The 13,578-nt window shown below is 39.0% G+C and carries 14 protein-coding genes and 1 pseudogene; 7 read left to right on the forward strand and 8 right to left on the reverse strand.

The window, feature by feature from the left end:
- Positions 1-77: 77 nt before the first annotated feature.
- Positions 78-767, reverse strand: coding sequence for a transporter substrate-binding domain-containing protein (locus P20652_RS18860; protein WP_033017895.1), 690 nt, complete (start codon positions 765-767; stop codon positions 78-80).
- A 128-nt stretch (positions 768-895) separates the two neighbouring features.
- Entirely contained in the window at positions 896-2,005 is a 1,110-nt protein-coding gene (locus P20652_RS03560; protein ID WP_008171378.1) for an arginase family protein, read from the reverse strand.
- Positions 2,006-2,457: 452 nt separating this feature from the next.
- On the opposite strand from P20652_RS03560, the gene udp reads away from it, so the two are divergent.
- Positions 2,458-3,213: a uridine phosphorylase gene (udp, locus tag P20652_RS03555; RefSeq protein WP_008171380.1), complete on the forward strand. Its 756-nt coding sequence runs from the start codon at positions 2,458-2,460 to the stop codon at positions 3,211-3,213.
- A gap of 103 nt (positions 3,214-3,316) precedes the next feature.
- Here udp and cdd read toward each other — a convergent pair whose 3' ends face one another.
- Together cdd and ppc are read right to left on the reverse strand one after the other, a co-directional pair.
- Positions 3,317-4,243 carry a cytidine deaminase gene (gene cdd, locus P20652_RS03550; RefSeq protein ID WP_008171381.1) on the reverse strand — a complete coding sequence of 309 codons (927 nt, stop codon included), beginning with the start codon at positions 4,241-4,243 and terminating at the stop codon, positions 3,317-3,319.
- A 134-nt stretch (positions 4,244-4,377) separates the two neighbouring features.
- Positions 4,378-7,023: a phosphoenolpyruvate carboxylase gene (gene ppc, locus P20652_RS03545; protein ID WP_008171383.1), complete on the reverse strand. Its 2,646-nt coding sequence runs from the start codon at positions 7,021-7,023 to the stop codon at positions 4,378-4,380.
- A 120-nt stretch (positions 7,024-7,143) separates the two neighbouring features.
- On the opposite strand from ppc, the gene P20652_RS03540 reads away from it, so the two are divergent.
- The 6 genes and pseudogenes from P20652_RS03540 to P20652_RS21130 form a co-directional block, all read left to right on the forward strand.
- The gene (locus tag P20652_RS03540; RefSeq protein ID WP_033017898.1) at positions 7,144-7,542 is read left to right on the forward strand and encodes a thiol-disulfide oxidoreductase DCC family protein; all 399 of its coding nucleotides are present in this window, start codon (positions 7,144-7,146) and stop codon (positions 7,540-7,542) included.
- Complete coding sequence (locus P20652_RS03535; protein ID WP_008171387.1) at positions 7,539-8,267, forward strand: SDR family NAD(P)-dependent oxidoreductase; 729 nt, start codon at positions 7,539-7,541, stop codon at positions 8,265-8,267. The genes P20652_RS03540 and P20652_RS03535 overlap by 4 nt, the downstream gene beginning before the upstream one ends.
- A 9-nt stretch (positions 8,268-8,276) precedes the next feature.
- Entirely contained in the window at positions 8,277-8,885 is a 609-nt protein-coding gene (locus P20652_RS03530; protein WP_008171389.1) for a flavin reductase family protein, read from the forward strand.
- Between the two features lie 365 nt (positions 8,886-9,250).
- Positions 9,251-10,471 (forward strand): Xaa-Pro peptidase family protein, encoded by a 1,221-nt coding sequence (locus P20652_RS03525; RefSeq protein WP_008171392.1) that lies wholly within the window; start codon positions 9,251-9,253, stop codon positions 10,469-10,471.
- Positions 10,472-10,594: 123 nt separating this feature from the next.
- Complete coding sequence (locus tag P20652_RS03520) at positions 10,595-11,254, forward strand: DsbA family oxidoreductase (RefSeq protein WP_008171394.1); 660 nt, start codon at positions 10,595-10,597, stop codon at positions 11,252-11,254.
- A gap of 574 nt (positions 11,255-11,828) precedes the next feature.
- Positions 11,829-12,005 (forward strand): annotated as a pseudogene (locus tag P20652_RS21130) (IS110 family transposase); the annotation flags it as partial.
- 28 nt (positions 12,006-12,033) lie between these two features.
- On the opposite strand, the gene P20652_RS21135 reads toward P20652_RS21130, so the two are convergent.
- The 4 genes from P20652_RS21135 to P20652_RS18870 all read right to left on the reverse strand — a co-directional run bounded on the left by P20652_RS21135 (position 12,034) and on the right by P20652_RS18870 (position 13,537).
- Entirely contained in the window at positions 12,034-12,315 is a 282-nt protein-coding gene (locus tag P20652_RS21135; RefSeq protein ID WP_237707148.1) for a hypothetical protein, read from the reverse strand.
- A gap of 83 nt (positions 12,316-12,398) precedes the next feature.
- Positions 12,399-12,569: a hypothetical protein gene (locus P20652_RS21140; protein ID WP_008171396.1), complete on the reverse strand. Its 171-nt coding sequence runs from the start codon at positions 12,567-12,569 to the stop codon at positions 12,399-12,401.
- 137 nt (positions 12,570-12,706) lie between these two features.
- On the reverse strand, positions 12,707-13,078 hold the full coding sequence (locus P20652_RS03515) for an energy transducer TonB (protein ID WP_008171398.1): 372 nt from the start codon (positions 13,076-13,078) through the stop codon (positions 12,707-12,709).
- Between the two features lie 168 nt (positions 13,079-13,246).
- Complete coding sequence (locus P20652_RS18870) at positions 13,247-13,537, reverse strand: hypothetical protein (RefSeq protein WP_008171399.1); 291 nt, start codon at positions 13,535-13,537, stop codon at positions 13,247-13,249.
- Positions 13,538-13,578 lie beyond the last annotated feature (41 nt).

The following is a 13,578-nucleotide window of genomic DNA, read 5'->3' on the forward strand; positions in this document are numbered from 1 at the left end:
GCAATTTATATTTATAAAATATATTAAAGTGATTTAATTTCATGGAGTTACATTGATTTAACTGTTTTTAAAACTGTTTAAACACCTTCAAAGGCGACTTTTAATTGAGCAACTAAGGCCGGATCCATATTTATATTACAAGCAAAAAATAATGGAGACTGGGCTGTATTTAAGCTAAGTATAGGCTCAAGTAGCTCAAGCTTAGGCTCAGTTTTAACTCGGTAGTTAAATTGCTTTTTGTTAAGAACAACAAAGTCAAGAATATTGTGGCGGGTACGGATAAGCCTGTCTATTTTATCTAGGTTATCTATGAGTAATAAATGCCTGCTTTCACTGAAACCTCGCTCGAGTAAATAATGGTGACTAAAGTTATCACGCAGCACTGCTATTTTATATTTTTTGGCATCATTGAGAGTATTTAACTTTATATTTCTAGACTTAAGGGCATAGATAGCAGAATCAAAGCTTTCCAGTTCACCTACCCACTTAAACTTACTTTCTCGATTAGGTAATCGGACAATTGAAAATATACAGGTGTTTTTATCGCGTAGTGCTGCATTGTAAGATATGGCCCAGCTATGGGCAAACATAGTGTAATTTATGCCTGTACCTTCCAGCGCTTTATGAACTTTATCGACGGACCGGCCAGCGAGTTTGTTATCTTCGCTAAGGTACTGAAAGTCCGGAAAGACTTCCGTTACTATTGTAATTTCAGTTGCATCAACTTTAATACAGCTAATGAACAATAAAAAAATCAACAATTTCATTTAGCAAGGCCTCAACTAACTCATTATAAGTATTTAATAAATATAGCTGAGGCTTTATTAACTGCTAGTTTTTAGCCGTGTAATGCACATTTATACGCTGATAGTGCTAGTTTTTATAGCACCTACAGCTACTTGTTCATTGCACTAATTAAAAAAGCTGAAATTTTAGCTCCTTCTCTAAGCGTTATTTCAGAGCTTGATTGACCAACTAAAGAGCTGTCGGTAAAAGGCGCTATTTCCATCATGTCCGCACCCGTAATCGGGAACTCATCTGCAATGGCTGATAAAATATCAAGCGCATGCTGTGGTGTTAAACCATTATGCTCCGGCGTACCTGTGGCAGATGCAAACTGTGCATCAAGCGCATCAATATCAAAGCTTACGTACACTTCATCTACGTTATCGGCTTTTAACTGTGCAATTGCGTCGGCAGCAACCGCTGCTGCGCCGCGCTCAATGATTTCATGTGCCCAATGTTGCTTAACACCAAAGGTACTTTCCCAGTGCGCTTTTGGCTTGCCACTTGAGCGTATACCAAATTGAATTAAATGATGTGGCGCCGGTAAAAACTCTAATATATGTGTACACCACGAGCCAAAACATAAATCAATACCTAAGCGCTCAACAAGTAAATCGGTATGCGCATCAAAGTGAATAATAGCCGTGCGTTTACCTTGCTCACGTTTTGCTTTTAAGTACGCTTTGGTAAGTGAGTAACTAATTGAATGATCGCCACCAATACCAAATAATCCTTTATCTTTAAATGTTGCGTAAAAACTGTCGCACACATCTTCAGTGATTGATAATGGGCTTACGTAATACTCGTTATCTTCATTACCGTATAACGCTTTTTGGCAATTCGAAATGGTTTCATCATTTAGGTATTTATCATGAAGTAAATGTGGGATTACACGTACATCGCCTAAATCAAACGAATGACACTGCGGTTGCTGATCAATTAATGCTGAGCGCACAAACAATGGCCCCCAGTTTGCGCCGCGTAAAATACCACCGCCACAGTCTGAGCTAATACCTAGCATTACCGCTTTATGTGGAGAATTTGGTAGCTCATTTAAAGACTCACGCCACAAGTTATCAACGTTGTCAGTTTGCCCATAAAGTTTATTACGCAGTGCGGCTTTACGCTCTTTTGCAGTGTTTACAGTGTATACGCCATCACCCGGTGCGCACAAACAGTGCTCAACTTTGTTTTTAAATGCGTCAAATTGTGTGCTCATAATAAACTCCTTTGGTTTTTTCTGTACGTAGCTAATTAGTTTTGATTAGTTATGCAAAATAAATAAAAATGCCTAAACTTCAGATTAATGTCACTTTGGTAAATAAATTAGTGCCTAAAACAAATAGACACATTGGCTTTTAAGCAGTCAATATAAATTTAAACCATTGAATCTATGAGGTATTAACAAAATTAAGCTATTAACTATTTAATGCCAGCTACGCGCTCAGGTGATACTTATTATGTCTGCTTGCACAAGTCAACAGCGTAACTTTTTTGTGCATATGAGTGCGTGGTTGAATATTCATACTTGATGAATAAATCAAATAGCTACTTTAAATTAGTAAGACTTATTTGGAGGAGTTAAGGTAAAACGGACAATCGTCCTGTACTTGATAAACGTTTCTAGTAATGATGCTAGATTGACATAATTTATTATAAAAAGGCTTAGCTATGGAAAAGGTATTTCACTTAGGACTATGTATTGACGATCTAAAAGGTGCAAAACTTGCGATTGTACCAGGTGACCCTGATCGTGCTGCACGCATTTCACAATTCCTAGACAATCCAACCTGCCTTGCTCAAACTCGCGAATTCCATGTTTATTTAGGTCAATTAAATGGTCACTCTGTGGTTGTTTGCTCTACAGGTATTGGTGGTCCATCAACGTCAATTGCAGTAGAAGAATTAGCACAACTTGGCGTACGTAAATTTTTACGTATTGGTACAACCGGTGCGATTCAGCCACACATTAACGAAGGCGATATTTTAATTAGCCAAGCGTCTGTACGTTTAGACGGTGCAAGTCAGCATTTTGCACCGCTTAGCTACCCTGCTGTGTCTGACTTTTATGCAACACAAGCTATGGTACAAGCATGTAAAAACTTAAATATCGATTTCCATATTGGTATAACTGCATCAAGCGATACATTCTACCCAGGACAAGAGCGTTACGATACGCACTCTGGTTACGTTCCTAAATCACTACAAGGCAGCTGTGAAGAGTGGCAAAAACTAGGCGTGATGAACTACGAAATGGAATCTGCAACATTATTCACTATGTGTGCGGCATTGGGTTTACAAGCCGCATGTGTTGCAGGCGTACTTGTTAATCGTACTCGCCAAGAAATACCAAATGTAGACCATGGTGAAATTGAGCGTAAATCTGTAGCGGTAGTATTAGAAGCAGCTAAAGTATTACTTGATTAATAAAGGCTATATCAATAGTTTTTAGTTAGTGAGTTATTTAATTCGATACAATAACACGCTTAATAAAGCACAGCCTTAGCTGTGCTTTATTGTATGCGGGCAACTATTTTAATGGCGCGCTAATTACTCTAAGTGCGGGTAAATGCGTAAAACTGGCAAGCACAGCCTTTGCTACTTGCGACTGATTTTCTTGACCTGCCGTTTCTAACAATGTTATTCCTCTCACTGTGCTTTCGTTAAAGCTAAGCCCGGCTAAAAAGAACTGACTTAACGCGCTCTGTAATGGCGATAAACTTGGGCTGTAAGCGGCATTTTCGGCGTAACTTCCGTAGAAGTCTCCATCATCAAAAGTACTTATTTTTACGGCACTAAAGTTTTGGCTGTAAGGCACATAAGCATGGAGCGCAAATCGAGCAAGTTTTTTATCAAGGTCATCAACGCTGAACGTGGCTAGCTGTGGTTTTGGATTAAATAAGCTAAATTCGTTACCTAAATCGGTAGGACCAAATGAATACGGCAGTAACTCAGCAAGTTTAAATTGTTGAGTAGGAAGTAAAATATCAAACTCTTTTGCATCGGCTAGTTCGTTCATAAACTGGCGACAATATCCACATGGTGCATCGCTAATGGCTATTTTAACTATTTTTTTAGCGCCGTTTAACCATGCATTATTAATAGCCGATTGCTCTGCATGAACCACCAAACTTAATGCTTGATGATCAAATTCTACATTTGCACCAAAGTAAAAGCTCACCTCCCCTTTTTCATCAAGTGCTTTTACAATAGCACCCACATGAAAGTCTGATACTGGCGCAACGGCATACTCAGAAGCTAAAGGCACTAAACCTTGTAATAATGCATCATCTGACACATTAAGTTGCGAGCATAACTGCTTAATATTATTATAATTTAATATGCCACGTTGTGATTTTAACTGGCTACGTAATGACGCTGTTTGCGCTACGCTTAATGTGATGTGAGAATTTGTAAGTGCTGTATCTTGCTGTACAGTAAAAGTTGCTGAAGCCATAACATTTTATAATTATTCAATGGCTAAGTAGTTTAAAAGGTTAGTGTGTTAAATACCAGCCTATTCAACGCAAAAAAGGAGCACATCGCGTGCTCCCTTTTAATATCAATTGATATGACTGACAAAATAAAATGTTAGCCAGTATTACGCATACCTGCTGCAATACCAGTCATCGTGATCATTAATGCATTATCAATATCACCTTCGTTGTGTTTTTCCTCTGAGCGGGCACGGCGTAAAAGCTCAACCTGCAACAAGTTAAGTGGATCTGTGTATGGGTTACGTAAGCTAATAGACTCCTTAATCCAAGGCTGTTCAGCTAATAAGCTTTTTTGCGGGCTAAGAGACTGCACTAAGCTAATGGCTTCTTGAAGCTCTTTACGAAGCGTTACACCCAGTGGTTTGTACATATTTTCCACCAGCGCGTTATCGTAATGTTCACTCAACCAGCAATCGGCTTTACTAAATACCATTTCTAGCATTTCTAAGCGCGATCTGAAGAACGGCCACTGTAAGCTCATTTCATTGAGCGTTTCTGCACCATACTTATCAAGCGCGGCTTTTAAGCCTGTTAAAGCTCCTAACCATGCAGGAAGCATTAAACGGTTTTGACTCCAAGCAAAAATCCACGGAATAGCACGCAAACTTTCAACGCCACCATTTGGGTTACGTTTTGCTGGACGAGAACCAAGCGGTAACTTAGAGAGTTCAAGTTCAGGAGTTGCCATTCTAAAGTAAGGCACAAAATTTTCATCATGACGAACCACATTACGGTAGTGTTCACACGACTCCTCACTTATTAGCTTCATTACTTCGCGCCATTCTGGTTTTGGCTCCGGCGGCGGTAACAGGTTACTTTGTAGTACGGCGCCGGCATAAATATTTAAGCTTTGCAGTGCTACATCGGGTAAACCAAATTTAAAGCGGATCATTTCGCCCTGCTCGGTTACACGTAAACCACCTTTTAGTGAACCTGGCGGTTGTGAATGCAGCGCTTGTGCAGCGGGTGCACCACCACGCCCTACTGTGCCACCACGCCCATGGAATAAAATCAGCTCAATACCGCGTTCATCGGCCAGTTGTACAAGTTTATCCATTGCTTCGTACTGCGCCCAGCCTGCTGCCATCATGCCGGCATCTTTAGCTGAATCCGAATAACCAATCATTACATTTTGTGTGTTTTTAATGTGCCCACGATACCAAACATTATCAAGCAATGTAGTAATAACATCACTGCCTGCGTTTAAATCATCGAGTGTTTCAAACAACGGCGCAACAGGTAAATCAAAGCTACAACCGCTTTCTTTTAACAACAGTTGAACGGCTAAAACATCTGACGCTGTTCGTGCCATCGAAATAATATACAAACCAAATGTCGCTTCGTCTTGTTTGGCAATTACATCAAAGGTATCAAGTACTTCTTGTACATCTGGGCTTGGTTGCCAATGCTTTGGAATAAGCGGTCTACGTGAATTAAGCTCAGCAAGTAAAAATGCTTGTTTGTCTTGCTCTTGCCATTGGTTGTAGTCGCCTAAACCTAAATAACGAGTCAACTCAGAAAATACATCGCCATGGCGAGATGAATCTTGTCGAACATCCAACTTCGCTAAACGCAGGCCAAAACTGTTTATACGATACAACAAATCGAGCAGCAAGCCATTAGCAACTACTTTCATATTGCACTTTAACAATGAGCGATAACAAACCTCAACCGGGTGTTTAAGCTGATTAATATCTGTAATTAAGTCTTGAGAATCGCTGCGCTTATTTTTAATCTTAGCGCCTAAATGCACAACGGTTTCAGCTACTTGGCTTTTAAGATTTTTAAGAACAGCTCTGTATGGTTCAAACTCTTGCCCTGCAAGCTCAATTAGCTCTTCACTAGCATCTGACATAGACAACTCAGCACTGAGCGTGTCTAAATCGCTGCAGTACAGGTTAAGCGCCATCCAGCGACCGTGGTCAAGGACTTGCGTTGTTACCTGCGATGTTACAAATGGATTACCATCACGATCTCCGCCCATCCAAGACGTAAACTCAATCGGGCTATAATCTGTTGGTAACTCTAAACTTAACTGCTCTTTAACATTTGCTGAAAATTCACGTAAAAAGCGCGGAACTGCATGCCAAAGGCTGTTTTCTATTACGGCATAACCCCATTTGGCTTCATCTACAGGCGTTGGGCGAGAACGACGAATATCATCGGTATGCCAAGCTTGGCTAATCAGTTGCTCAATACGATTCAAAATATTGTCCCGCTCTTGCACTAAATTATCTTTTCGTTCAAGCGACGCTAAACAATCACTTAATTCAACGTGTTTGTTAATAATAGTACGGCGCGTCACCTCTGTAGGGTGAGCGGTTAAGACTAAATTTATGTGGAGTTTTGAAAGTGTTTCGGCCAAATGATTACCATCTAACTGACCTTGTTCTGCTTTTGTAGCTAACGTTTGTAATGTTTGAGTGAGAGGGTTTTGTTGACCAAAGCCAACATCATTAAAACGCGAAACGGTATGAAATTGCTCTGCTACGTTAGCAAGGTTTAAAAAATGATTAAATGAACGGGCAACCGGTAAAAGCTCTTCGTCACTAAGCGCATGAAGTACTTCTATAAGCGCTTGTCTGTCGTCTTCGTTACCACTGCGAGATGATTTTGATAAAGCACGAATTTCTTCTACTTTGTCTAAAATCGCTTGACCTTGGGCATCTTTGATTGTTTGTCCTAGTAGTTGCCCTAGTAAATTTACATTACCTCGCAAGGCGGCGTATTGTTCACTCATTTATCAGTCTCCATTTTTTCGTAGGACACTATTAATATCATTATGAGAGCAAATTTAATAGATCGATTTACAAACCATGCCCGTAAAAAAGCATATATAAAATAATCACAAAGCGATTATATGATCATTTTTTACGATGGAAATTGCCCACTATGCAGTACAGAAATGAATCAGCTAAAACATGCTGACAGCAAAAATCTGATTACGCTTGAAGATCTTAACGCGGTCGACTTCAGTGAGCGCTACTCACATATTGATAAAGACAAAGCAATGACTTACCTTCAAGCACAAAAGCAATCAGGTGAAATGATCTACGGGCTTGATGTAACTTACGAAGCTTGGAAAATAGTAGGTAAACATAGCTGGTTGAAAATTTTTCGCTTGCCAATAATTCGCTTATTCGCAGACTGTGGGTATTTGTTATTTGCCAAGTACCGACACTCCATCAGCCAATTATTAATGCCAAACACAACCTGTTCTAATGGGCAATGCAGTTTAAAAACCAAGGGTAGAAAATGAAAACCATTGTTTTATTTGGCGCTAGTAGCGCTATTGCAAAAGCGTATGTTGAGCACTTAAATAATCATGCATCGCAATTTAAAGTACTGTGTGTAAGCTCAAGTGAACAAAACAGTATTACCTCTACAAATATTGAGCACTTTAGTACCGACTACAGTGCTAAAAGTTTGGCATCGTTCACACAACTATTAAAAGATATAAAAGCTGACTTACATCAAGTTATTATGTTTAATGGTAAGCTTCATAACGCTCAGCACATGCCAGAAAAAAAGTTAGAAGACTTAAACGCTGATTACTTTAATGAATTACTTTGTGCAAATACACTCACGCCATTATTGTGTTTACAGAGCATAATGCCGCTGTTAACACACAAAACGCAGTGTACTGTTACAGCACTGAGCGCTCGCGTAGGAAGCATTAACGATAATAAATTAGGTGGTTGGTATACGTATCGCGCATCAAAAGCAGCGCTTAACATGCTATTTAAAACAGCCGCTATAGAGCTTGCTAGGCGCGCTAAAAATACTAAACTTATATTGTTCCATCCAGGGACTACCGACACAGCACTTTCAAAGCCTTTTCAAAAAAATGTACCCAAAGGTAAATTATTCACGCCTGAATTTGTGGCTGAACAACTTTTTGAATTAACAAATAATAACCCTGATCTAAAACTAAACGGCGAACCCGCTTATTTAGACTGGCAAGGCTCAACCATACCTTGGTAAGGATTTTTAATGCATTTTACTAAAGCACAAATTGACGCACTTGAAAAACATACCCGTACACATTTAATAAATTCACTTTCAGGTTTTAAAAGTGCAAATTTAATTGGCACACAAGACTTACAAGGAAATACGAATTTATCGATAGTGAGTTCTGTTATTCATTTGGGCGCACATCCGCCATTGGTAGGTATGATAATGCGCCCTCATAGTGTTCCTCGTCATACGTTTGAAAACATTTTACAAACGGGCACTTACACTATAAATCAAGTAAATAAATCAATTTACAAACAAGCTCATCAAACCTCGGCTCGTTACGACAAAGAAGAATCTGAGTTTGATGCAACAGGCCTAACGCCTGAATACTTAAACGACTTTGTAGCCCCTTTTGTAAAAGAAAGTCGTTTAAAATATTCTGTTAAATTTGTAGAAAGCCAGCATTTAGCTATTAATGGCACTGAGCTCGTCATTGGCGAAATTATGGATGTGTATTTAGATGAAGTAGCACTTCAAAGTGATGGTTTCCTAGATTTACAAGCAATAGAAACAGTGGCAGTAACAGGGCTTGATAGCTACCACACAAGTAATAAACTAACGCGCTTACCATACGCTAAAAAATAACATGACCTTTTAAGAGGCTATAAACTAATAGCCTCTCATCGCATAACATTGAATTTTACCTTGGTATGAAACAGACTAGGGAGTGTTGGCCTTTGTGGATTGAAATTTGTTCAATCTAGGGGCTATTTAATCGCGGCGCAAGGTTTGTAACCTAGTGGGCTAAGTAAAAACCGAGCAACAAAGAGTAAATTGTCCCTAGACAGAACCCTTCGGGCAGTGCATGTTTGGCATTTATCCTGCGTTATCGCCTATTTATGGGGAACAACCACATTTCATAGACTCTGCCTTGCTTAAATACCAAACACACTGCTGAAAATTCAACCACCAAAAACCAACGCGCCCTAATAAAATCCAAGGAGAAAAATATGTCCACCATAGGTATAGGTACACAATCAAGCGAGCAAGCGCTGGCAAGCCTAAGTAATATGACGCAAACGCTAGCCCCTATTACGCCTGCCGAGCATTTAGAGCGCATAGCAAAGGCGCAAGCGTATATGCTTGCAAACAACATAGATGCAATTTATTTAAACGCTGGCACCAACCTAACCTACTTTACAGGTATGAAATGGTACGCGAGCGAGCGCATGGTTGGCGCAATATTACCCGCCCTTGGTGAAGTACAATACATTGCGCCTTATTTCGAAATTGGCTCTTTAAACGGATTTAAAGTTATAGATGGTCCTATTCACGGGTGGCAAGAGCACGAAAATCCTTATGCACTTTTTGTTGAAGTACTAAAAAAGTTAAATATTAATGAAAACGCAACCATTGGCATTGATGAAAGCGCACAATTTTTTATATTCGACGGCATTAATAAAGCACAAACGGGTTTAACACTCATAAACGCACAACCTGTAACGGCGCATTGCCGCATGCATAAATCAGTTAATGAGCTTAGCTTAATGCAGCGCGCGATGGATATGACCTTAGCCGTACATCAAGCCACAGCAAGCATGCTTTATGAGGGAATAACCACCACCGAAGTAGAAGCCTTTATTAAGCAAGCACACCAAAAAGTAGGCGCGCCAGGTAACTATTTTTGTATTGTTTTATTTGGTGTTGCAACTTCTTTTCCGCACGGTGTTAAAGACGCCCAAGTACTTAAAAAAGGCGATATGGTATTAATTGATACCGGCTGTAAAGTACACGATTACCTATCAGATATAACCCGTACCTATGTATTTGGCGAACCAACCATGCGCCAACGCATGTTTTGGGATCATGAAAAAGCAGCGCAAATGGCGGCATTTAATGCAGCTAAAATTGGTGCCACCTGCGAAGACGTAGACGCGGGCGCACGTAACTATTTAGCAGCGCAAGGGCTAGGCCCGCATTACCAAACACCGGGTTGCCCGCATCGAACGGGTCACGGCATTGGGCTAGATATTCACGAATGGCCATACTTAGTTGGCGGTGATAAAACCCCACTTGTCCCAGGCATGTGCTTTAGTAACGAGCCAATGTTAGTTATACCTGATGAATTTGGCGTACGTTTAGAAGATCATTTTTACATGACCGACAACGGCCCTCATTGGTTTACAGAGCCTAGCCATAGCATTGACGACCCATTTGGGCTTAATGCCTAAAGATTAGTACCTTCTAAAAGAGCAGCTGTTTAGCTGCTCTTTTTAGTTTGGTATTGATAAAGCTAAATTAATCCCAATATCCTTTTTTATACTTAGTTATAAGCAATCCTCAAAAGGATAAATATGAAAAACTTTAAAATTGATATCGTTTCAGACGTAATGTGCCCTTGGTGTGTAGTGGGTTATAAAAACCTAGAAACTGCATTAGAGCAACTCAAAGACGAAATGAGCGCAGATATTACGTGGCATCCTTTTGAACTAAATCCAGATATGCCAATTGAAGGTCAAGACTTAAACGAACATTTAATGCAAAAGTACAACCTAAGTGAAGAACAAGGCGACGAAAATCGTAAAAACATGTTCGAAGCGGGACAACGTGCAGGCTTTACCTTTAATTTTGATGGCAAACGCATCATGATCAACAGCTTTGATTTGCATCGTTTATTAATGTGGGCACGTGAAGAAGGTAAGCAAACGAAGCTAAAACTCGCCTTTTTTGAAGCGCACTTCACAGATTTAAAATACTTAAATCAAGAAGAAGCACTGCTCGACGTTGTTGAAAAAGTAGGTCTTGATAAAGAAACTGCGCGCGGTATTCTACATTCAGACAAATACGTACAAGACGTACGCCAAGAGCAAGACCGCTTTAAACAGATGGGTATTACGTCAGTACCTACATTTATCATAAACGATAAATATGCACTTACTGGCGGACAACCAAGCGACTCATTCATTCAAGCACTTAAACAAATTAGTGAAGAAGAAGCCAAGCAAGATGCTTAACGAGTAAAATTGTTGTTTAATACTTAAAAAAGGCTGCAATGTGCAGCCTTTTTTTACTACGTATAAGTAAGCGAACAAGAATTATCTTACTATAAACTTATTTGATATTTTATCGTCAAATGACAGTATTAAATGCGCGTGACTATTTGTAATATCACAAGCGGTTTATCTCTAACACAGCCTTTTGGATTCTCGTAAATGAACTTCACTGTATAAAAATTAGGATAGGTATCTGTAGTGGTTAACTAATCTCGGCTGATGGGTAGAACGCTCAGGCAACGCTATTTTCGTCTGCGTAAAAATTTAAGTTAAACACGTAGGTTGGATAGAGCGTAGCGAAACCCAACGAATATTCAATATTAGACAACTAGCCTAGCAGAGAAGGTAACCACCACCCTTCAAATATATTTGAAAACGTAGGTCGGATAAGTAAAGCGCCATACGACACAGTAACTTATTTGAGTTTCGACGAACATAAACAGCTAATTTATTTAGCAAAAAAAAGCAAGACAGGTACCTCAATTGAACAAGTAAAGCTAACCCAATTAAGATGGGTTTCACGTTAATTTATTCGCAAGAAGCTAAAGGAAAACCCCATAATACCATCATCAGATCATTGGCATTTAAGTAGATACGAATCCTATTTAGGTGCTGGAAGACACATACGCCCTACGATGAATCAACTTACTTAACTGCATTAAAAAGTAAGGGATCACCGCTGTTAAAATTTGCGGTGGAAAGTGAGCTTTAGCGCTTGCTGTCCACCTCAGGGCGTGTTGTTATGTGCTTATTATATCTCTAGTTAACATTTGATAGATACTTATTAAATAAGTTAAAACAATAACGCAAGAGATAGCTGAAATACTACTATTAGGGAAAAAATACCAAGCTGCTACAATTAAAATACTTCTTAACACAGCATGAATTAAGCCAACAGGATGATTAACGATCCAAGAATATACTACCCAATGAAGTCCTAATCCAACGCCTAAACTCAAAGGAACAAATTCAGGTATATTTAAAAGTAATGGTATATGGACTACCCAAAGAAGATTGACCATTAAGATGCATAGACCCATTAGTTTCGCTAAAGGATTGGATGAGGAAACTAAGTTCTCTTTCCTAAATTTAGCAATTAATAAAGCTATAGGAAAAATCCCGCCTGTTGAAAAAGTAAAATATAAATAGAAATATTTGCGCTAAATTGTGTACTTAAAAGCCCAACTAAACTCCAAATAATGGCTCCAGCAACCGGCATTGAAATAGATCTGTTTGAAGATTTTTCAAATTCTTTTCTGTATTCATCTAATGTCAAAATACTCTCTCCTTGCTTGAGTAATTCTCAGACTTATTGAAGCACATAACTCTCTGTTAATGGGCAAAATATTATTGGCTAAAATTAGCGACGAAGGAGCAAAAGCCAACTGTATTTTGTCCTTGTTAAACAGCTTATTATATTTTAAATTCTAATGTTTCTTCTCGATATACTTTGACAGTTTTACCATTTAACAATGCAGGCTTATAAACCCACTTGCCAAATGCACGCTTAGCCTCTTTTTCGAAGACTCCCTTGGGCTGAGAATCTAAAACCTGTATTTCAGTAACTTTACCATTTTCGGTAATAACAGCAGACATTTTAATCCATCCCTCAAGCTTTTCTTCTGCGGCTTTTTTAGGATAAATAGGTGAGATATGAATAATCCATTTAGTTGGAGCGTCAACTTGATCTAGTTGATAAACAGTTGGGTCTGTATTTTGATCTTTTTGAGTTGACGCACAACTTATTAAAGTTGAGCAAAGTAAAATAGTTAGAAGGTTACGCACGAATCATCCTTAAAATATAACGCTTACATAAGCGGAAAAATATAGTTGGCTATAATGTTTGAGGAACGAAAAACAGCCAACTGTAATTTTTCCGTTTAATATTCTTGTTATATGCTTTCGTTTGCCACTTCATGGTCTAGCCAAACGTGTTCATCTTTACCACCTAAATTAAAACGGTAGCCAACCAAATGGTAGCGCCATGTATAACGCTAATTCAGGGCGTTTCTCAATTAAATGATGGAAATGTACGGTGACCAGTGAATCTAAATTACCATCATATTCATCGGTAGTTAACCACCAACCGCTCATATGTTCTGGTGAAGGGTATCTAACACCTTCCACCGGAACAACACTCTCATAAATACCTTTAGAAATAGTTACAAGTTGAGTTTGTTCTACAGGTGAAAATTTAGCACCAAAGTGATCACAGCATTCTTTTTGGTTAAACTCGATATTCAAAATATTACACTCAACCCGATAAAAGCATATAACGCCGTTTT

It is taken from the genome of Pseudoalteromonas sp. BSi20652 (assembly GCF_000239855.1).
In the GTDB taxonomy this organism is placed as follows: Bacteria; Pseudomonadota; Gammaproteobacteria; order Enterobacterales; family Alteromonadaceae; genus Pseudoalteromonas.